17 protein-coding genes are annotated in these 21,940 nt (G+C 46.3%); 10 read left to right on the top strand and 7 right to left on the bottom strand.

Annotated elements, in window-relative coordinates; genetic code table 11:
* Position 1 precedes the first annotated feature (1 nt).
* The gene (locus KI655_RS03175) at positions 2-1,843 is read right to left on the bottom strand and encodes a hybrid-cluster NAD(P)-dependent oxidoreductase (protein WP_285401658.1); all 1,842 of its coding nucleotides are present in this window, start codon (positions 1,841-1,843) and stop codon (positions 2-4) included.
* Between the two features lie 226 nt (positions 1,844-2,069).
* Between KI655_RS03175 and KI655_RS03170 the strand changes: the two genes are divergently transcribed.
* The 3 genes from KI655_RS03170 (at position 2,070) to KI655_RS03160 (ending at position 4,757) form a co-directional block, all read left to right on the top strand.
* Positions 2,070-2,228 carry a YqaE/Pmp3 family membrane protein gene (locus KI655_RS03170; protein ID WP_032550463.1) on the top strand — a complete coding sequence of 53 codons (159 nt, stop codon included), beginning with the start codon at positions 2,070-2,072 and terminating at the stop codon, positions 2,226-2,228.
* Between the two features lie 194 nt (positions 2,229-2,422).
* Positions 2,423-3,451 carry a dihydroorotase gene (gene pyrC / locus KI655_RS03165; protein ID WP_285401656.1) on the top strand — a complete coding sequence of 343 codons (1,029 nt, stop codon included), beginning with the start codon at positions 2,423-2,425 and terminating at the stop codon, positions 3,449-3,451.
* 376 nt (positions 3,452-3,827) lie between these two features.
* A complete protein-coding gene (locus KI655_RS03160) occupies positions 3,828-4,757 on the top strand; it encodes a M14 family metallocarboxypeptidase (protein ID WP_285401654.1) in 930 nt (309 codons plus the stop codon).
* 126 nt (positions 4,758-4,883) lie between these two features.
* Here the strand turns inward: KI655_RS03160 and KI655_RS03155 are convergent, their stop codons facing one another.
* The 3 genes from KI655_RS03155 to KI655_RS03145 form a co-directional block, all read right to left on the bottom strand.
* Positions 4,884-5,456 (bottom strand): hypothetical protein, encoded by a 573-nt coding sequence (locus tag KI655_RS03155; protein WP_285401653.1) that lies wholly within the window; start codon positions 5,454-5,456, stop codon positions 4,884-4,886.
* 344 nt (positions 5,457-5,800) lie between these two features.
* The gene (locus KI655_RS03150; RefSeq protein ID WP_285401651.1) at positions 5,801-7,987 is read right to left on the bottom strand and encodes a malate synthase G; all 2,187 of its coding nucleotides are present in this window, start codon (positions 7,985-7,987) and stop codon (positions 5,801-5,803) included.
* A gap of 116 nt (positions 7,988-8,103) precedes the next feature.
* Complete coding sequence (locus tag KI655_RS03145; RefSeq protein ID WP_032550470.1) at positions 8,104-9,057, bottom strand: LysR family transcriptional regulator; 954 nt, start codon at positions 9,055-9,057, stop codon at positions 8,104-8,106.
* A gap of 131 nt (positions 9,058-9,188) precedes the next feature.
* Here KI655_RS03145 and KI655_RS03140 point away from each other — a divergent pair, with 131 nt between their 5' ends.
* Together KI655_RS03140 and KI655_RS03135 are read left to right on the top strand one after the other, a co-directional pair.
* The gene (locus KI655_RS03140; RefSeq protein ID WP_285401649.1) at positions 9,189-10,787 is read left to right on the top strand and encodes an isocitrate lyase; all 1,599 of its coding nucleotides are present in this window, start codon (positions 9,189-9,191) and stop codon (positions 10,785-10,787) included.
* A gap of 192 nt (positions 10,788-10,979) precedes the next feature.
* Positions 10,980-11,558 (top strand): hypothetical protein, encoded by a 579-nt coding sequence (locus tag KI655_RS03135; protein WP_285401647.1) that lies wholly within the window; start codon positions 10,980-10,982, stop codon positions 11,556-11,558.
* Positions 11,559-11,686: 128 nt separating this feature from the next.
* Here KI655_RS03135 and KI655_RS03130 read toward each other — a convergent pair whose 3' ends face one another.
* On the bottom strand, positions 11,687-13,030 hold the full coding sequence (locus tag KI655_RS03130) for a TldD/PmbA family protein (RefSeq protein ID WP_285401644.1): 1,344 nt from the start codon (positions 13,028-13,030) through the stop codon (positions 11,687-11,689).
* A complete protein-coding gene (locus tag KI655_RS03125; RefSeq protein ID WP_285401642.1) occupies positions 13,030-14,415 on the bottom strand; it encodes a TldD/PmbA family protein in 1,386 nt (461 codons plus the stop codon). Before KI655_RS03125 ends, KI655_RS03130 begins: the two co-directional genes overlap by 1 nt.
* Positions 14,416-14,951: 536 nt before the next feature.
* Between KI655_RS03125 and KI655_RS03120 the strand changes: the two genes are divergently transcribed.
* The 5 genes from KI655_RS03120 to KI655_RS03100 all read left to right on the top strand — a co-directional run bounded on the left by KI655_RS03120 (position 14,952) and on the right by KI655_RS03100 (position 20,714).
* Positions 14,952-15,335: a hypothetical protein gene (locus tag KI655_RS03120; RefSeq protein ID WP_285401641.1), complete on the top strand. Its 384-nt coding sequence runs from the start codon at positions 14,952-14,954 to the stop codon at positions 15,333-15,335.
* A 191-nt stretch (positions 15,336-15,526) separates the two neighbouring features.
* A complete protein-coding gene (locus KI655_RS03115; RefSeq protein ID WP_285401639.1) occupies positions 15,527-16,147 on the top strand; it encodes a heme-binding beta-barrel domain-containing protein in 621 nt (206 codons plus the stop codon).
* Positions 16,148-16,370: 223 nt separating this feature from the next.
* The gene (locus tag KI655_RS03110; protein ID WP_285401637.1) at positions 16,371-17,090 is read left to right on the top strand and encodes an ABC transporter ATP-binding protein; all 720 of its coding nucleotides are present in this window, start codon (positions 16,371-16,373) and stop codon (positions 17,088-17,090) included.
* On the top strand, positions 17,077-19,602 hold the full coding sequence (locus KI655_RS03105; protein WP_285401635.1) for an ABC transporter permease: 2,526 nt from the start codon (positions 17,077-17,079) through the stop codon (positions 19,600-19,602). The genes KI655_RS03110 and KI655_RS03105 overlap by 14 nt, the downstream gene beginning before the upstream one ends.
* Positions 19,602-20,714 (top strand): lipocalin-like domain-containing protein, encoded by a 1,113-nt coding sequence (locus tag KI655_RS03100; RefSeq protein ID WP_285401633.1) that lies wholly within the window; start codon positions 19,602-19,604, stop codon positions 20,712-20,714. Before KI655_RS03105 ends, KI655_RS03100 begins: the two co-directional genes overlap by 1 nt.
* A gap of 62 nt (positions 20,715-20,776) precedes the next feature.
* Here KI655_RS03100 and KI655_RS03095 read toward each other — a convergent pair whose 3' ends face one another.
* Positions 20,777-21,793 carry an AraC family transcriptional regulator gene (locus KI655_RS03095; RefSeq protein WP_285401631.1) on the bottom strand — a complete coding sequence of 339 codons (1,017 nt, stop codon included), beginning with the start codon at positions 21,791-21,793 and terminating at the stop codon, positions 20,777-20,779.
* Positions 21,794-21,940 lie beyond the last annotated feature (147 nt).

Below are 21,940 nucleotides of genomic sequence, written 5' to 3'. Positions count from 1 at the left end.
TTTAGTCGACTACTTCGATATCAGTTTGTGGCACACAGCAACAAGCCAACACCTGCCCCATATTGCGCTCATGCTCTTGCAGTGCAGGCACGTCAGGCTGATGTACTTGACCTGACTCCAGTGTCACCTTACACGCACCGCAGAACCCTGCTCGGCAGCTTGATGCGATCGAGATACCCGCCGCTTCCGCTTGGTCAAGCAAAGTACCTTGGTTATTGCCCTCAAATAGGTAGCCATTCACGCTCAATTGAAGTGTTTTAACAGCTTCTTCCGTTGCTTGGTTCACACCAAACGCTTCTTGATGATAATGCTGTGGGTTAAGCCCCATCTGAATCAGCATTTTCTTCGCGCTATCCATGAAGCCATCTGGGCCACATACAAAAGCTTGGCGACGGTGTAGGTCGTCGATCTTTGCAATGTGCGACACACTCAAGCGTCCAGATAGACCTTGCCAATCTTTAGCGGGTTGACTCAAAGAGTAGATCACCTTCAGGCCGGAGTGCTGCTGCGCGATCTCTTCGATCTCTTTTTGATAAGGGATATCCTGTTCACTGCTGCATTGATGATAGAACACCACATCTTCTACTTGGTTGTGATCGGCAAGGTAACGAAGCATAGAAAGCATTGGCGTTACACCGCTGCCTGCAGAAAGCAGCAATAGCGGGTGATTTGGATTCTCTTCCAGATAGAAAGCGCCGTCTGGGTTTTGCGCTACTAACGTATCACCCACTTGGAAATGGTCATTAAGCCAGTTTGAGATTCGGCCATCATCGACACGCTTTACCGAGATCGCAAGGCGACCTGCGCGTGATGGGCTTGAAGACAGTGTATAACGACGAGAAATCTTTTCGCCATCGATGGTCATCTCAATCGGTAGGTGCTGACCTGGCTGGTAGCTAGGTAGGACGTTGTCACCTTTGGCAGGCTCCAACCAAAACGTTGTAAAGTCGCGCGCGATCTCTTCACGCTCAACACATGTAAGATGCAACGACTCAACCCACGTATCTTCATACTGCTCTTTAGGTTTGGTCTCTAGCACTTCAATCTTATCGCCTTCCTTAATCACACCTTCGTTTTTCGCTACAAGGTTCTGACCAAAGAAAACACCGCCAGTCTCATCAGCGCGGAACTGAGAGAAGGTATTCAGTGGCTCTTTTGAAGGGCGGAACTCACCTTTATCTACATCAACTGTTGTTAGAATACAGCGCTGACACGGTTTCACCGCTTCAAACTCGACTTCGCCAATTCGAATGCGCTTCCAACCATCTTCGGCGAAAGCTTCGGTATCAGAAACAACTAAGTTGGTACGAAATTGATCCATGGTGTGTAGCTCTGGGCTACGACGGTTTAGCTCTGCTAGTGATGCTTCACTAATAATCAGCATTGGATAACCATCGGCAAAGCTTACGTTGTGACCAAGCTTTTCACGCACACGGTTTGATTGCTCGCCAGTAAACAGTAGCTCGACACGTTGACCAAGAACATCACTGAACCAGTCGTCAGCGGCATCATTGGTGGTGTAAGCCGTGAAGCTGTCTTTCCACACCGTCGCTGGTGTCTCTTGCATCTTGAACTCGCTGTACTTCACGCGCAGCGCAGGTTTACCTTCGCAAGTAAAAATCAGACCATCCGGCTGTAAACTAGAGGATACTTTAACCATCTGTGGGTATTTGCGAGCCGTTACCATTGACCCATCAGCCAGTGCCAACATAAAACGTCGGTCAAAGCTCAGACCTTGTTTCTCGACCCATGCACTTGATAGTGAGATACCACCAACCGATTTAACCGGGTAGACATTCACTTGAGAGAGATAAGGACTTTGCGCTTCCGAGGACTTTGACATAACGACTCCAGTGTTATTAGATTTTTAACAATGCTAACAAATGCGATTACTTTTAGGAACTCACTCGCAATAAACACTTGATACTAAGCTATTATATTGAGATGTTAGCAAAATACGATTTTAACCATCACTCATGTTATAAATCGATAGCATCTTGCTGATTCACGCAATACCTCGAAAAGTAAGATGCGGCTTTTGGAATTTCATTGAATAAAAAGGAATTATCATGAATAAACTTCTCGTCATCATTTTATGTGTTCTTCTACCACCACTGGGCGTGTTCGTTGCTCGCGGCGCTGGTAAAGACTTACTAATCAACATTGTGCTTACGATTTTCTTCTGGGTCCCAGGAATGATTCACGGCTTATGGGTCGCGACACGATAATCGAGCACATTTAATACAAATCAACACTCTTACGAGTACAGATCGAAGCTTCTACCGATCAAGTAGTAAAAATAGGATGAAATAAAACGGCTTTTCCACTATCATCCTGTCGCCTAAACGTAAGCGATTGCTTTCACAGATTTCGCCTCGTTTAGGCTCCAACTACATAACATTTCAATTGGTGGGAGCTTTCAATGACACAACTTACGATTACTCGTCCTGACGACTGGCACGTTCATCTTCGCGATGGCGATGTACTGAAAGATACGGTTCGCGATATCAGCCGTTACAATGGTCGAGCGTTAATCATGCCAAACACTGTCCCACCTGTAACTGATACGGAAATGGCTCTCGCATACCGTGAACGTATCATGGCAGAAAAGCCAAGTGAGCAGTTCGAGCCACTGATGGCACTTTACCTAACAGACAACACGACTCCTGACGAGATCCGCAAAGCGAAAGCGTCTGGCGCAGTGGTAGCAGCAAAGCTTTACCCAGCTGGCGCAACGACGAACTCTGATTCAGGTGTGACATCTGCAAAGAACATTTACCACGTACTAGAAGCGATGCAAGAAGTAGGCATGTTGCTACTGGTACACGGTGAAGTAACCACACACGATGTTGATATCTTTGACCGTGAGAAAGAGTTCCTAGAGACGGTACTGGCTCCTATCGTTAACGATTTCCCGAACCTTAAGATTGTTCTAGAGCACATCACAACAGCTGATGCAGCAACATTTGTTAAGAACGCTAACGAGAACGTTGCAGCAACCATCACAGCGCACCACCTACTGTACAACCGTAACCACATGTTGGTTGGCGGCATCAAGCCACACTTCTACTGCCTACCTATTCTTAAGCGTAACACCCACCAGCAAGCGCTAATTGAAGCTGCAACAAGTGGTAGCAAGAAGTTCTTCCTAGGTACAGACTCAGCACCTCACGCGAAAGGCGCAAAAGAGTCAGCATGTGGTTGTGCAGGTTCATACACAGCACACGCAGCAGTCGAGCTTTACGCAGAAGTGTTTGACCAAGAAGGTAAGCTTGAAAACCTAGAAGCTTTCGCAAGCCACAATGGCCCAGACTTCTACGGCATGCCACGCAATACTGACACTGTGACTCTTACAAAAGAAGAGTGGAACGTATCAGAGACAATGCCTTTTGGTTCAGACATCGTTGTGCCAATCCGTGGCGGTGAGACCATCGCTTGGACAGTGAAATAATCACCTCGACGTCTATGCCGCTCCATAGGGGCGACTAGCCAAAAATCAAAAATGCCGCTGACTTTTATCAGCGGCATTTTTATTAAAGCTAGTTAAACGGCGCTAGATACGACTAAGCAACCGACCTACCCATTCAACTTGGCCATATTCAATCAAATCAAATGCCGTAAAGAAGATAGCGCAAATCACAGCAAGCTTTAAAAGACGAACAAGAATTAGCATGATATTTCCCTTGGGATTCTCTCCCATTCCAATTTCTGTGCGTAGAATAAGTCTTTTGTGTCAATTGTTCATCAACATCCTTCTAATTGATTGTTTTACTGTCTATTGCCCTTTATCCTCCCTTGTTACTTAGTTCAAATAATAGGACATGGACATGCAAACCTCTTCAACTTACCCAATCGGTATTTCTGGACAAAAATGGGGCGAAGCTGAACGTCTACAATGGCGTGAAAGCCAAACAATCAAACGTGAATACCAACAAGAAGTTGTGCCAAAAATCAAAGCGCTGGCAGAACGTTTCGACGTTGAGCAATATGGTGCCCTCAGCTACGACGAAGCACGTTTCCCTCTATTCTCAATCAAAACCAAAGCTTGGGATGAGAACAAGCCAACGGTACTTGTTACTGGTGGTGTACATGGTTACGAAACCAGTGGTGTTCATGGCGCACTCAAGTTTGCCGACACACAAGCAGAGCATTATAGCCAGTACTTCAACATCGTGATCGCACCTTGCGTGAGCCCTTGGGGTTACGAGGTAATCAACCGTTGGAACCCTAACGCTGTCGATCCAAACCGATCTTTCTATGAAGATACTCCTGCTGAAGAGTCTGCTAACTTGCGTGCGTTAGTTGCTTCACTTCCTCAAGAAGCTCTTATGCATATCGATCTTCATGAAACAACCGATTCTGATGAAACTGAATTCCGCCCAGCTCTCGCTGCGCGTGATGGCATTGAATACATCGAAGGTATGATCCCTGATGGCTTCTACACGGTGGGTGATACAGAAAACCCACAACCTGAATTCCAAGCGGCTGTTATCGCTTCTGTAGAGAAGGTGACGCACATTGCACCTGCTGATGCCGACGGCAAGATCATCGGCTCAGAAGTGACTCAACACGGTGTCATCAACTACCCGATGAAGAAACTTGGTCTTTGTGGTGGCGTGACTAACTGTAAGTACGGCACAACGACGGAAGTTTACCCTGATAGCGAAAAAGTGACTGATGAAGAGTGTAACGACGCTCAAGTGGCCGCTATCGTGGGTGGTCTAGAGTACGTGATTAAGCACGAGCTAAACGCTTAATCGTTACTCTGCGAAATTTGCCTCTAATTAAATGGCTTATAATGAACAAGAGCGACAAGCATTTTCATATTTGTCGCTCTTTTTTATATCTAATGTATAAGGTTGTCCGGCTTTGTTGAAGTCACCTTACAGCGCGAAGCTAAACCCTAAGCTGTAATCATCACCGTTTTTCGCAGTATATTCTTTATCTTCACTGCACGCGGTAGGTCGACCTTTGTCGTCACCTTGAACCAAGCTTACCCAATGGCGAATGCCCGATGTGTAGCTCTCTTCCGTTTGACCAAATGTGGTACATGTCTCTAATTGAATATCTTCGATATTTACAAGCTCTAGGCGACCAGTACCAGCGCGAGCGCCAATGGTCACTTCAACATGAGTTCCACTCTCGTCACGGAACAAAATCGCTGAAGGCTTAGATTTGTCGCCTGCGTAAGCCACAAAGTGCTTAGCTCTTTTCAGACCCGTGTGTTCGCCATTCTTAAAGTAAACTTGCACGTGACGGTAATCGATCTCATAGCTAACTGCATCTTCATGTGAGCCGCTTTCTAGAGGGAAAAGCGTGTCTAGCAGTTGCTTCGCCATGCGTTGCTTTTCCATCTGTTTATCGGCTTTAACCATTTCGACAGCAAAGACAGCTTCAGCGATAAAGGTAGAATGATTTCTGTGTAGTTCTGTTTTATCCAATGTAAGCATATTCATAGTCTTTCCCTCGTACGGCTTTAAAATTCCATCTAGATCAAAAAGCTTAATCGACCCGTTTCTAATTGATTATTGCGTTGTGTTTTGCAGTAACTAAAGACTACATTGATTTTAGAAACAATTTCACAACAAAAACTTCACAGTGTTAATTTTACAGATTTTGTCAATTTTACAGTGTGAGATCATTGTTGTGGAATAACTCAACGCCTAGCTAAAGAACACTCTATCTTCATGAAATTTAAAATAAAAAAAGCCGCACTAAATAGTGCGGCACCTTGGGCTTGGTAAATAACAGGGATTTTACCGTTTCACTTTTTTGTGAAATTCGTTTTATTAGAATTCTGTTATTGGGTCGATTCTTTTAACTTCAGGCGCATCGCATGAAGCACGGGTTCAGTGTAACCACTAGGCTGAGCACAACCTTCAAACACCAGCTGACAAGCAGCGGAAAACGCAATGCTGTTTTCAAAATCATCCGCCATGTTACGGTAAATTGGGTCTCCTGCGTTTTGCTCATCAACCACCGCAGCCATACGCTTCATGGTTTGCATCACCTGAGCTTCATCACAAATACCGTGGCGTAACCAGTTAGCAATGTGCTGGCTAGAGATACGCAATGTGGCACGGTCTTCCATCAAGCCAACATCGTTGATATCTGGCACCTTAGAACAACCGACACCTTGGTCAATCCAACGTACTACGTAACCCAGAATACCTTGGGTATTGTTATCCAATTCACCCTGGATATCTTGAGCCGTCAGCTTCTGGTTACCTAGTAATGGAATCGTTAGGATGTCGTCGACATTCGCTCTCACACGTTCGCGAAGCTCTTTTTGACGACTAGGAACACTCACTTGATGGTAGTGAAGCGCGTGCAACGTTGCTGCAGTCGGTGAAGGAACCCATGCGGTGTTCGCACCGGCTTTAGGGTGACCCAGCTTAGCTTCCATCATCTTGGCCATGTTGTCTGGTTCTGGCCACATGCCTTTACCAATTTGAGCTTTACCTTGCAGGCCACACGCCAGACCAAGATCAACGTTTTGGTCTTCATAGGCGCCAATCCAAGTCATGGTTTTGAGCTGCGCTTTTGGAGCAAACGGGCCTGCTTCCATACTGGTATGAATCTCATCACCGGTACGGTCTAGGAAACCGGTATTGATGAATACCACACGGTCTTTAGCGGCGCGGATACACTCTTTGAGGTTAACTGAGGTGCGACGCTCTTCATCCATGATGCCGACTTTAATCGTGAAACGCTCAAGGCCTAGGGCATCCTCAATGCGACCAAACAACTCATTGGTAAACGCGACTTCTTCAGGGCCATGCATCTTAGGTTTTACGATGTTGATGCTATTGGCCGTCGAGTTTTGATATGGGCTGTTGCCCTTAAGATCATGCATAGCGATAAGAGAGGTGATCATGCCATCCATGATGCCTTCTGGTACTTCATTGCCGTTTTTGTCGATGATTGCCGGGTTAGTCATTAGGTGACCAACATTGCGCACAAACAGCATGCTTCGACCTTTGAGCGTGATTTCTCCGCCGCTAACACTGGTGTACTGACGATCTGGGTTGAGGCTGCGAACAATAGTCTTACCATTCTTCTCAAGCGACTCTTGTAAGTCACCTTTCATCAAGCCTAACCAATTGCTGTACGCGAGCGCTTTGTCTTCACCATCTACCGCTGCTACCGAGTCTTCACAGTCCATAATCGTTGTTAACGCTGATTCCACCAGAACGTCTTTAACCCCAGCAGCATCTACGCTACCGATAGGTGCACTCGGGTCAATCTGGATTTCGATATGAAGGTTATTGTGTTTTAGAAGGATACAAGAAGGCGCACTCGCTTCACCTCGATAACCAATGAATTGGCCATGCTCAATCAGCGTGACCTCTTCACCGTTCTCTAGCGTTGCCGTAAGAGTATTCCCAACACTGACATTGCTGATGCTGTATTTAGTGACGTCTTTATGGGAGACACCATTCAGCGGTGCAGCTTCGTCTAGAAACTCGCGAGCGTAAGCGACAACTTTCGCACCACGTACTGGGTTAAAACTGCCGCCCTTTTCTGCGCCATCGTCTTCACTGATCACATCCGTGCCGTAAAGGGCATCGTATAAGCTACCCCAACGAGCGTTTGCTGCATTAAGTGCAAAACGCGCGTTCATGATAGGCACTACAAGTTGCGGACCAGCTTGTGTGGCGATCTCTGGTTCTACGCTTGCTGTGGTGACTTCGAAATCGTCACCTTCTGGTACAAGGTAACCAATCTGTTGTAAGAATTGCTTGTACTCAACCGGATCCAGCGTTTGACCAGCACGCTCTTGGTGCCACGCATCAATTTGATGCTGAAGGTCATCACGCTTAATCAATAATTCTCGGTTCTTTGGGGCAAGGTCTTTAAGGATATCAGCAAAAGATTGCCAAAAATCTTCGGCGTTAATGCCTGTTCCCGGAATGACCTGTTCATTAATTAACTGGTAGAGGGTGCTATCAATGTTCAAGCTTCCCTGTTGAATACGACTGCTCATAAAATCTCTCTAAAATTAACCGATGACTACTCAATAAACTACGTAACGGACCAAAATTTAGCTAATTTATGCCATTTATATTGAATATTCATAAAAAAAATACCCGTAAATCGGGGCTATCCTGTCACGCCGCTCTCTATTTCACTCGCGACACTTTTAATCAAACGACGCATCCATTGGTGGTCGGGATTACTCTGCAATAACGGACTCCATGCCATCTTTACTTCAAAAGGTTCGATAGCAAATGGAGCTGGCTTGATCAGCAAATTAGGGTTATCTCTTTGCAGTTGAGCCGCCTTTGTTGGAATCGTCAGAATCAGATTCTTCTGTTGGGCAAAAAGAATGGCCGACAAATAATGTCGCGTAAACACGGTGATGTTTCTCGTTTTACCGATGCGCATTAGTGCCTCATCTATCCACCCCAATTTCTGTGCTTCACTTGGGTTGATCCCGACGCCAGTACCCATTCCCGTCTTGCTTACCCAAATATGTTGAGCTTTTAAATACGACAAAAGGCTAAAGTCATCGGCAATTGGGTTGTCACAACTGAACAAACAGGAGAACCCGTCGTGCCAAAGGCTCATCTGATGGAAGGACTGAGGGATGTTGTCAAAACGGTTGATAATAATATCAACGGTGCCCTGTTCTACGTCCTGATAACTCACGTCACTGGGCGTCATAATATCGAGACGAATCTTCGGCGCAATCTCGCTAAGCCTTCTTAATAAGGGCTGAATAATGGTCGATTCTGCGTAGTCACTCGCCATGATTCGAAACACGCGTTCGCTGTCCTCCGCCCGGAATTCGGTGGTTGGCTGCAATGTCTTCTCTACATTAGCCAATATATTTCGAATCAACGGCTGAAGCTTCTGGGCGCGCTCCGTCGGTATCATTCCTTCACTGGTTCTCACCAATAATGGGTCCTCTAAAAGATCGCGTAATCGACGAAGTCCATTACTCATTGCTGGCTGAGTAATACCCAATTGTTTGGCTGCGCGAGTCACGTTTCGCTCTCGCAATAACATGTCTAAATACACAAGTAGATTAAGGTCTATACGAGCAATATTCATATAAAAAATACCGAATATAATAACTATAAATTAACAAAATTATCACATATGTGATTATTCTTTGTCCATAGCAAAGTTTTAATCCAAGCCAAATTTGGCAAACATACCCCACGTGAAACTAAGGAATAGTTATGTCGCAAATCACACAAGATATCGAAATGATCGAAGTTGCAAAACGTGCTGCTGGTGCTCCATGGGATGCTATCAACCCTGAATCTGCTGCTCGTATGCGTGCTCAAAATAAATTCAAAACCGGTCTAGACATTGCGCAATACACGGCAGACATTATGCGTGCAGATATGGAGGCTTATGACAAAGACAGCTCTCAATACACTCAATCTTTAGGTTGCTGGCATGGTTTTATCGGTCAACAAAAACTGATTTCAATTAAAAAGCATTTTGGCGGTAAAACAGATCGTCGTTACCTATACCTTTCTGGTTGGATGGTTGCGGCATTACGTTCAGAATTCGGTCCTCTTCCAGACCAATCAATGCACGAAAAAACAACCGTTGCTGGCCTAGTTGAAGAGCTATACACATTCCTACGTCAAGCAGATGCTCGTGAGCTAGGTGGTCTATTCCGTGAACTAGACGCAGCACGTGAAGCAGGTGATATTGATCTACAAGACTCTATTCAAGACAAAATCGACAACCACGTAACACACGTTGTACCAATCATTGCGGATATCGATGCAGGTTTCGGTAACGCAGAAGCGACTTACCTAATGGCTAAGCAGATGATTGAAGCGGGTGCTTGTTGTCTACAGATTGAAAACCAAGTAGCGGATGAGAAGCAATGTGGTCACCAAGACGGTAAAGTAACGGTACCTCACGCAGACTTCCACGCGAAACTACGTGCACTTCGTTACGCTTTCCTAGAGCTAGGCATCGACAACGGCATCATCGTTGCGCGTACTGACTCACAAGGTGCAGGTCTAACAAAAGAGATCGCTGTAGTGAAAGAGCCAGGTGACCAAGGCGATATCTACAACTCTTACCTAGATGTAGAAGAGATCGATGTAGCTGACATGAAGCAAGGCGACGTTTGCTTCAACCGTGACGGCAAGCTTGTTCGTCCTAAGCGTCTACCTTCAGGCCTATACCAATTCCGTCAAGGTACTGGTGAAGACCGCTGTGTATTTGACTGTATTGAAGCAATCAACGCAGGTGCTGACCTACTTTGGATTGAGACTGAGAAACCACACATTGGTCAAATCAAAGAGATGATGGACGGCGTTCGTGCAGTACACCCTAATGCGAAACTGGTTTACAACAACTCACCATCATTCAACTGGACACTAAACTTCCGTCAACAAGCATACGATGCAATGGTTGAAGCTGGTGAAGACGTTTCTGCATACGACCGCGCTAGCCTAATGAGTGCTGAATACGACGAAACTGAGCTGTCTAAGCGTGCTGATGAGAAGATCCGTACCTTCCAAGCAGATGCGTCTCGTGAAGCAGGTATTTTCCACCACCTAATCACGCTACCAACGTACCACACGGCTGCGCTATCTACAGATAACCTAGCGAAAGAGTACTTCGGTGACCAAGGTATGCTGGGCTATGTTGCAAACGTTCAACGTAAAGAGATTCGCCAAGGCATTGCTTGTGTTAAACACCAAAACATGTCTGGTTCAGATATGGGTGATGATCACAAAGAGTACTTTGCTGGTGAGAACGCACTGAAAGCTGCGGGTGAGTTGAATACTTCACACCAATTTGACTAATCGCTTAACGAGCTTCCTCTCTTCTTCTCCTGGTGAGAGGGGAAGCTCATCTTACTAAGCTTTTATCCCCCGAAGGCTTGGTATCAAATAAACAAAACGCGATTTTTTCAAAAGCCAGATTTGCGTGATAAACCAGTGTCCCTTCTCGCTCTTCTGGCTAAACTAATACCATTCATGTTGTTGAGAGTGCCTATGATTTCTGTACCTACCTACTTACAAGATGCAAAAGAACTGCTAACTGACGATGGCTTTGCAACCGGTGATATTTGGTATCACGGGACCTCTTCAGCCTTGCTTGCTTCCATTAAAGGTCAAGGGCTGAAACGCTCTGGAGACAAAGCACTGAATGAAGCCGCGCAGAAAACAATGGCCACGATTGGCAATAACTACACCGAATCGACTGAGCCTGTATTCCTGACTCAAAGTAAAGAGCTGGCATACTACTGGGCGCAACAAACGGTACGTGAACGTAGCGTACGTTTCGAAGGTGATGAGCAACCTATCGTACTGGCGGTTAACTTATCAGAAAAGCAACGAGCGAAAGTAAGACCGGACGTGGGTGCAATGAGCCTATTAATGATGAGTATCGGCGAGAACTTCATGGCACACTTAGCTAAGGTATACCAAGAGTGTGGTATTGAAGGACCGGATATCGACCTTCGCTCCGCAGATCGTATGGACTACCAAAATAAGCTCGGCATGGCGTATATCAACGAAGACATCAGCCGCGCATGCATCAGCGAAGTGCTTGAACCAGAAATGGCTGACTGATTGATATCACATTAAGCTTATATAGAATTAAAAAGAGGACTCATTGAGTCCTCTTTGTCGTTTTGGTGCTGCTAATTTTCTTAGCTGAATAGCCTAGGTCATTATCAGACCGCTATTTGCCGCCAATGCTACTTACCACCAATGCTTAGACGCGCGAAGCGAACATCTGGAGCAAAGAAGGTACGGCTATCATTGCTGAGCTGGCTATTACCTACAGCATCAATTTCTTGCAGCATCTTGTAGAAGTTGCCAGCAACTGTGATACCACGAACTGGTTGAACTCGCTCGCCATCTCGGCATAAGAAACCACTAGCACCAAATGAGAAGTCGCCGCTCACCGCATCTGCTCCCGAATGAACACCTTGCAGTTCCACCAGCTCTAAGTACTCGCCCGCTTTCACTTCTGCTACGCTACTTTGACCTGTTGTAATCACACGATGATTTGCTGATACATCTAAGCTCGATTTAGCACCACGCGCTGCACTTGCTGTCGATGTTGCACCTAGGTAGCTCGCTGTTTGGCTGTTATGAAGTAGTGTATTTAACTGACCATCGACAATAATCGCATTGTCTTGAGTCGCAAAGCCTTCGCTATCAAAGCCCGCGATCGCCATGCCATTAGGCATATACGCTTTATCGGTGAACGACAGCAGTTCACTCGCGATACTTTGGCCTAGCTTGTCACCAAGCGGCGTAATGCCTTTCATAGCACTCACACCAGAAAACGCACTGCCAAACGCGCCGAACAAACTGCTAAGCGCATTGATGTGGAAAATCGCTGAGTAGTTGCCTGTCGTCACTGGTGCGCCATCAAGCAGATCACGTGCTAGGTTGTAACCTTGTTCAATGCAGTAGGCTGGCTGCAGCTCATCGAAGCGACGACCCACTGACATTTTGCCCGCCATCGACTGCTTGCCATCTTTCTCAAATAGCGTGTAGGCATAGCAGTTAAATGAACGCTCAAAATGCTTACACAGTGAGCCTTGAGTATTGGCAATGATCAATTGTGACTCACCATCGCTGTAACCATTGTAAGGCGAGCTCTTCGCATGAGGTTGACTCACCACACCTTGCTCAAGCGCCAAAGAGAGCTCGATTTTTTCATCGACCGACGTTGTGTCTTGTTGAGCAATTTCAGCCACATCCGTCGTAATTGTGCTGTTTACACAACTGATGGTTTGATGCTCATCCTGCTTAGAAAAACGAGCACTCTGCAATGCATTTGTCAGCAGTAGATCAAGGCTTGGTTGCTCTAGGGATTCCGAGTAACTGGTCGCGACACGTGCATCTTTGACCACACGCACACCCAGAACTTGGCTTGAGCTCACTTTATATTCATCAAGCTGACCTTGGTTCGCTTTAAGCGAGAAACTATTACTGCTGTTAACGATAACGTCTGCTTCCGCACCTTGGCGTTTCGCTTCAGCAAGTACGTATTCAACGGCATTAAGAAGTTGTTGTTCTTGGCTCATTAGTTACCGCCTCCTACTAGGATGTTATCGACCTTCAACGTAGGTTGACCAACCGTCGTCGGTACCGAACCACTCACCGAACCACACATACCCGGTGCTAACGCCATATCTTGTCCAACCATGCTGATCTCTTTCAGCACTTTAGGACCAGTGCTAATCAAAGTCGCTGTCTTCAATGGCTTGGTGACTTTACCATTCTCAATCAAGTAAGCTTCGCGAACCGCAAAGTTAAACTCACCAGTGCCCGGCTGCACCGATCCACCGCCTAGCTTCTTCGCGTAGATACCGCGTTCGATGCCTGCGAACATCTCATCAAGAGTGTGCTCTCCCTCTTCAATGAAGGTATTACGCATACGAGACGTTGGCGCAAACTTGTAGTTTTGACGACGACCCGATCCCGTCGGTTCATAGCCAGTTTTCATGCCGCCCATTTTGTCGACCATAAAGCTGGTGAGCTTACCGTCTTTGATAAGCTGAGTACGCTGTGTCGGCATACCTTCATCATCAACATGAATGGAGCCCCACTCATTAGTCATGGTGCCATCGTCCACTGCGTTTACAGCGGTATGCGCGATCATTTCACCCATTTGGTCATGGAATACAGATGCTTTCTTAGCAACAGAAGTGGTCTCTAGTAAGTGACCACACGCTTCATGGAAAATTACCCCACCAAAACCATTACCAATCACCACTGGCATTTCACCAGATGGACAAACATCCGCACCCAGTTTAATTAGGGCTTGCTGGGCAATACTTTGACCAAGTTCTTTGGGATCTAACTGCTCGCTAAACTCCCAACCAGCAAGTGCGCCCGGACCTTCCATACCAGAAGACTGCTCAGTACCTTTTTGAGCAACTGTGTTACCCGAGACACGAATGTAGTGGCGAGTATCGTCAACGTGAAGGCCTTCCGAGTTGAAGATAGAGACTTGCTGCTCGCGTTGTAGCGCACTGCCGATAAACTGACTGATGTACTCACTTTCTGCACGAGCCGCTTTGTCCGCTTGCAGTAAGAACGCAATTTTTGAATCAAGGTTCGCGTCTTTGCTCAATGGCATACGACAGTCATGCTGCACTGGGTAGCGATTCAGATTCAGAGCACCTGCAGAAGCGATTTGCTCACGTTTGTCTTTTGCCGCAAGCAGTGATGTTACGCGTTTTAGTTCATTCTCATCGGTGCTGTTGGTATAGCCATAAAGGACTTTATGACCGAAGAAGAGGCGGATACCGATACCAAAATCGATGCCCGAATTAACCTTATCCACTTCACCAGACGCAATTTGTACGCTGCTGGTCTGGTGGTGTTCAACGAATAGCTCTGCGAAACCCGCCCCTAAAAAGAGAGCGTGATCAATCACCGCTTTCGCCGTTACAGAATTAAGCATGAAGTCTCCTTGCTCGTTGATATTCCTCGTCAACTCGACCGGAAGTTGCCTCCCAATTTATCAAGCGATTCAGCCAATTGGAAAACGATAGGTATGTTGACAATACGTTAAATTTACCATTTTTCTCAGGCAACCTCATAAGAAAAGCAGAATTTATTACGTTAGTAAAAAGCTAAAAAATTTACACCAAGTGTAAAAAACCAGAAAAGTAATCAGCCTCTCCATCCTATAAAGTTTCGATATGGGGACACGGCAAGCATAGCCACCACCAAATTATAGGAAGCCAATTAGCAGGTACGGCATTGGCCTAACAATCAGATTTTGCTTCGTAAGTCGACGCAAACCTACGAGGCTAAGCATTCACAGAGGTCTCTATTTAAGAACATCAACTGACATTTCAGCGCGAAAACCACAGCGAAAGTCACAACTAAAAAGCGGAACAAAATCAGGGGCACTTTATACCGCATTAGCACCAGTATTGGTGGGTAAACTAGTCATGGAAAGACAATCGCGAAACCGAAAACGGAGTAGCCAGTATGAATGACGACGCGCAACACCTTCTTAAGCAGCTTTGTACAGAATACGATGCCCTTTCTAAAACCTGCCAATCTCGGCCATTTCCTGAGTTTTCTGAAACCATCAAAACGGATTACGGCCACTGCTTTGTTCGCTGTCCAGTCGGTAGCCAGCGGTTCAGTATTGTAGCGATTAATTTCGTGCCCTCAGTGCGCAATCAGGGCGTACTCACCGAGTTTATCGAGTATGTGAAAAGGTCACCCTACCACTACCGTGGCATTGAAGTCGCGATCATCGAAAATAAGAGGCTGGCGCAACATTTACTATCCCTAGGCTGGCAGTATAAATCTCTATTTACCAAACTTTTCCGCTCCAACACACCGACACTCGTTCAAGACTTTTAATATTTGCGGGCTTGGTGTAGATCGCCAACCATACTCAATCGTATGACTAATTCATGGCTGATAACCGACTGATACATTAGGTTACAAATCGCTTTAAAAACGACCAGCAATACTGATCTGAAATAATAAAACGCCGAACATTTAACCTTAAATTAATTGTGGTTTAATAATAAAAAGATAAGGAAGCAGTCATGAAAAAAGCCTTAGCATTGGTTATCGCGGCAACCATCTCAACACCTACATTCGCTCATCACAACATCATCGATGGGTTGGACTTTGGCCCACTTGCAAAGCTTGTCGGTACTTGGAAATCGATTGAAGCAGCAGGCGTTGATGTGTCACCAGGTCAAAAAGGAACTGACGTCGGTGCTGGCGGCCCAGCAGTCACACCATTCTATGAAGTAATGACATTTGAAGTCGCAGCCGATGCCACCAACGCGAGCGATCAGTACCTCGTTGCACTCTATTACAAGCAAGAGGTGTTCAGAAAATCGGACGACTCTAAATTCCACGATCAACGTGGCTACTTCATTTACGACCAAAAGAATCAGATCGTCTACAACTCTTTCTGCGTACCTCGAACCACATGTGTTACCGCAGAAGGCCCAGCTGGCGACACTATGACACTGGTATCCTCTAAACGAGGCATAGCAGAATCAGAGTACATGACAGACAATGCTAAGACGACAGACTTTACGATGAACTTGGTGATTTCCGAAAACCAGATCACCTACACGCAATCGACCGGTCTAGAGATCTATGGCAATGCCTTTGCGCATACTGACTCAAGCACACTTGTGAAAGTCGAATAGCGAGAGCTCAAAACAAGCTTAATCAATAAGTTCGTACCCAGAACAGTTACAACGCCCAATGCTCCCTGCTTTGGGCGTTTTTTAAATTCCTCTTTCCTCCAACCGCTAATACCAAGTCATTAATAATTCGAATAAATCACGCCTTTCGCCTTGTTTATGAGCTAAGATTTTAAGTAACTCAATTAATAAGCGTTCAACTAAAACAAGCCCTTAGGGAGAGGTGATGGAAAGCCCACTCGTCGCACTTAAACGTGCCAGTAAAAGCTTTGTTGATGGCAAAGAGACACATCGCGTGTTGGAAGGGGTCGACTTTACGTTGAACACAGGAGCGAGTGTTGCACTGACGGGCGCCAGTGGTAGCGGTAAAAGTACCCTACTCAATATCATCGCTGGCTTTGAGCCGCTATCTTCCGGAGAGCTATGGCTAGATGGCGACAATACCACCCTCTGGAAAGACCCACAGTGGAGCCAGTTCCGCCATCAAAAACTCGGTGTTATCTTCCAGCAATTCAACCTATTAACGCCGCTCAACGTGCAGCAAAACATCGCCTTCCCTCTGCATTTGAATCAGCAACAATGGAATGACTGGTGTGATTATTTGGTCGAGACACTTGGCATCAGCCAACTGCTCGATAGACATGTATCTGCCCTTTCCGGCGGCCAACAGCAACGAGTCGCCATCGCTAGAGCATTAGCCCATAAACCTAAGCTTCTGCTAGCCGATGAACCCACAGGTAACCTCGACCAAAAAGCAGGTATCGAAGTGATGAAACTGCTCAGTGAAATTACTACCCAAGGCAATACGGCGGTGCTGCTAGTCACCCACAGCCCTGACTGCGCTGAGTTCATGCAAACACGCTTGCGCCTTGAAAATAGTGAACTGTATAACGATCAATTAGTGCATCAACAAAGCCAAAGTGACCTCGCATATGAAGCCCGCTAAAGTTAACGCTTTCAGATTCAGCCATACCAAACTTGCGCTGAATCTGTTCGCCGCTCACTATAGGCAAGCGCCCCTTCAAGCCGCGGCTATTTTGATTGGTATTGTATTGGCCGTGACCCTATTTGTCGCAGTGCAAGCCATCAACCTCAATGCCAAGCGCAGTTATGCAGAGTCTACAGAGCAACTCAGCGCACAAGCTCAGAACTTAATTATTCCACCAGCAGGGCAAAACTATCTGCCCGAGTCGCTCTACTTCACCCTTAGACAAAACGGGCTCAGTGCTGCACTACCTGTAATCGAAGGGCGAGTGAGAGATGAACAAGGGCGTCGCTGGTCTGTACAAGGTAGCGAGTTGATTACCGCCATCTCTTCACGCTCTCGGTACTCTACAAACGGAAAGTCATCGGATAATGAGCAGAACGTGTCTTTGTTCGACAGTGCGTTACCTTTACCTGAGCTTTTGGCCGGTAAGCCGATTGTGATGATGAGCCAATCTCAACATCAAAACTTAGGAGAGGTAGAAACCCTAACTCTAGACGACATTCCAACCCAAGTGGTGGTGCTACCTGACGAATGGCAGTTAGGTAGCCGAATGTTGATGGACATTGGTTTTGCCCAGCAACTGCTCAATAAACAAGGACAGCTCAGCTACATTGCGGTTTTCCATGCGGGCGATAAAGGAAATAAAGACGCGCAAGCAAAATGGCAGAACATTATTGGTGAGCAAGGACAATGGATTTCCAATAATCAAAGTACAGACCTTGGCTCGCTGACCGACAGCTTTCACCTCAATCTCACCGCAATGAGCTTACTCGCCTTTTTAGTCGGGCTGTTCATTGCTTACAACGGCGTAAAGTACAGCTTGCTGAAAAGAAACCGACTGCTCGTGCAGATTCAACAGGCGGGTGTTGCGCCGAGCATTGTGTTCTCTGCGCTGTTAGTTGAACTCACTATTCTCGTTACCATCGGCGCTACACTCGGTTTTGTATTGGGCATGCAGCTTAGCCATTGGTTGCATCCGACCGTGGCACTGACGCTAGAACAGCTTTACGGCGCGACACTGCTGCCCGGCACTTGGCAGTGGCAATGGTGGGCACAAGCGCTGCTGCTCACGTTAGCCGCCACCCTGTTGGCTTGTTGGCAGCACTTTAAACAGCGAGTGCGCCAGCCTCTCTCTTCTCATGGCGGGTTTTATCAAGCGCCAGAAACTTCTAACGAAAACCAATTGTTCCTGATAGGTGCTGCGTTGACGGCTCTCGCGCTCCTAGGATTATGGCTGAGTGAGCATCACCGCTTCACTATGGCGTGGCTCGGCGTGCTTGTGGTGTCGATTCCTTTGTATCTCCCCAAAACACTCAGCGTGTTAGCCAATTGGTGTGAAAAGCGCACCAGTTCCGGTTTGATGCAGTATCTGTTTGCAGAGCTGCGCGAGCTGATTTCTCCGCTTTCTCTCGCCATGATGGCACTGCTACTCGCCGTGACTGCCAATATGGGGATGAACACCTTAGTAGGCAGTTTTGAATCGACGTTAAAACAGTGGTTAGAACAAAGGCTACACGCTGATATTTATGTTAGCCCCGCACAGGGTGAAATCGCTGATGTGACGCATGCATTAGGGCAGTTCGACAATGTTGAGACCGTCTACAAGCAATATTACGTAGACGATAACCTGCAAGGTTTACCGATTTTGCTTGGTACCAAAGACAAAGACACCTTAGAACAAACCATGGTGTTCAAATCGCGTATGGAGAACTTCTGGCAGCGTTTTTACCAAGGTGAGCTAGTAGCCATCAGTGAACCTACTGCGATGAAACTTGGGTTATCGCTTGCAAGTGAATTTAAGCTCGACGCGATTCCCAACAAAGAACTCATAGTCGGTGCTGTTTTCCATGATTATGGTTCCCCAAATGGAGAAGTACTCTTAGCGCCACAACTATGGCGACAAAGCGGATTCACTGACTTGCCCACCAGCCTTGGAATTAAAGTCTCTGGCAATCCAGAGCTGGTTTATGAACAGTTACGTAAAGATCTAAACCTGCACCCAAGTCAGCTCTACGATCAGGCGCAGATCAAATCCATTGCCTTAGACATATTCTCGCAGACCTTTGCCATTACTCGAGCGTTAAATGGCGTCACATTGATGGTTGCTGTAATCGGCCTGTTCACCGCCTGTTTTATGTTGCTCGATGCGCGCAAAGCTGCAATTGCAAGGTTGTACGCACTTGGCGTCAACCGTCGTAAATTAATGACCATGGTTGTCGGGCAGATCGTCGCGCTAGTCAGTTTCACTCTGGTTATCGCCTTACCATTAGGTTCTTTGGTTGGTTATGTACTCACCGATATTGTTACCCTGCGCGCCTTTGGTTGGAGCTTGAACTACCTATGGGATTGGAGTGATGCACTGAGCATCGCTGCCGTGACCATTGTGGTCGGCGTGATTGCCACCCTGATACCACTTTGGCGCTTAGTGAGTAAACCTGTCGTCTCCAGTTTGCAAAGTGAGGTTTTGTAATGATTCACCCCATCAAACCCACCACTCTTGCGCTACTCGCTCTGGCACTTGTTGGTTGCGAAGAGCAGCAACCTCAAACCATGGGAACACTATTGGGAAGTGCAGGAAGCGACCAATCACAAGATGACCAGTTCACTCCGGTTACAGAAGGAGTTGAAATCAACTTCCCCGCAGATCACCAAGCCCACCCCGACTTTCGTCATGAATGGTGGTACTTAACCGCTAATTTAATTGATGAAAATGGGAAATCACTCGGTGTGCAGTGGACCCAGTTTCGCTTTGCCGCCGCCCCACCATCTAATTCAAACGAAGCCAAGAAAACGCAATGGCAAAGCAGCCAGATCTACATGGCGCACAGTGCTGTCACTACGCAGAAAAAACACTACGCAGATGAAAAATGGTCTCGTGACCACGCCGCTTTGGCTGGTGTCGATGTTTCACCATTTCGTGTTTATCTTGATGATTGGCAATGGACATCGTCAACCGATGATCTTTTCCCTGCCACGTTGAAAGCAAAATCCGACCAATTTAGCTATTCACTCATACTCAACAGTAGTGCGCCTTATCAAAAGCAAGGCGAGCAAGGTTACAGCACCAAAAGTGCCGATGGGCAAGTTGCCTCTTACTACTACAGCCAACCGTTTATTGATGTTTCTGGTGAAGTCATCATTGATGGCAACATCCATCAAGTCTCCGGCAAGGGTTGGATCGATCGAGAGTGGAGTTCGCAATTCTTACTCGACTCACAACAAGGCTGGGACTGGTTTGCTCTCAGGCTGAGTGACGAAACCAGTTTGGTGGTGTTCCAATTGCGGGATTCCAAAACCGGACAAGCCAGTTACTCCAGCGCAAGACTGATGCAGCAAGATGGTTCTGGCATTGCCATTTCTCAACAAGACATTCGCTTAAAGGCAACCAAGCAAACAGACATCCAAGGGCGAAAGTATCCAACCGAGTGGCAAGTTTCGATTCCTAATCAACAAATCGAGCTTACGATTTCTGCACTCAACCCGAACGCGAAAATGCCACTTTCGGTGCCTTATTGGGAAGGTCCAATCACCATCCAAGGTTCTCACTCTGGAAGTGGTTATATGGAACTGACGGGGTATTGAATAGACTTATCGACTTAACCATCTATATTTCAGACACGAACGACCTGAGCTACTCTTAAGCCTTAAGTCATGCTATCGGCATTTAAAATCGTCATTTGATACTTTTGTGGGCTCAAGCCACTTACCCTTTTAAATGAGCGAGAGAATTGAGGTAAATCGGCAAAGGAAAGTTGAGTAGCGATATGGGTTAACGGATAGCCCTCTGTCATCAACTCGACAGCGCAGGTGAACATTAAACTGTCTTTTAGTGCTCTGAATGTCGTGCCCTCTTCACCCAATCTGCGTTGTAAGGTTCTGGGTGACATTTTCAACAGATCAGCAGAGCGCCCAATGGTCAAGTCGAGATCCTTGGCGTAAGGGTACAAAGCTGTAAACACTTTCTCGGTATAACTAGAATACCAATCTTGCTCTAACAGCGGCTTATCCAGAACTCTTCCCGGCAAGTGCAGTTCGGTATCTAAGATCGCATCTTCGACGTAGATTTCGATTTTTGAATCATTGACATAATATTGGCAGGTACTTGAAATAACAGACCTGTGATATTCGACATTTGGAGACTGAACCTTAATCTTCGAAGGTTGCCAATCTGTGCGAGACAAAGCACGAATGAGTTCAACAATATATGCGATCGCGTAGACTTCCGACCAAACAAATTCAGAACTGTCTTCTACCTTACGTTTACACCAATACCAGCTCTCTCCATAAACAACATCCAACCCAACATTTACGTTGGTGGAGTCATGCAGATAAATATTGCTGGTTTCGCGCAGCGCATCGCGCACCGTCTTGCAATGTCGAAACTCCCCAACCAATCGCTGCACAGAATTTCGTTGCAGCGCCGTTTTGACTAGCTGTTTAAACTGCTCTACCTCAAGCTTTTTTGCTAACAAGGTCACCAGTTTCTTAACAGAGTCATGTGGCACAAATGCCTCATCGAGATCCATAAGTTGCGAAGGGAGACCAGATTCAGCAATCAACGGATGAGGATCAAACCCCAATTTTTTATAACCCGCCACCAAATATTGGGCATATCCACACTTGATTAGAGAAACTATCTTTTTAGCGTCCTGCTCTTCCATTCCAACCCTCACACTCTGCGCTTAAAGTGACAACCATTAAAATCTAACCGTTTGGCGTAAAATGCCAAATTCACATAAATAAAGTGGTTAAAATTTTCAAAAATTGCGAGCCATTACTTCATTAATTTTTTGAATTTACTACAAAAG

The sequence above is a fragment of the Vibrio sp. D404a genome, assembly GCF_030248535.1.
In the GTDB taxonomy this organism is placed as follows: domain Bacteria; phylum Pseudomonadota; class Gammaproteobacteria; order Enterobacterales; family Vibrionaceae; genus Vibrio.
This window is presented reverse-complemented; position numbering and strand designations above follow the sequence as displayed.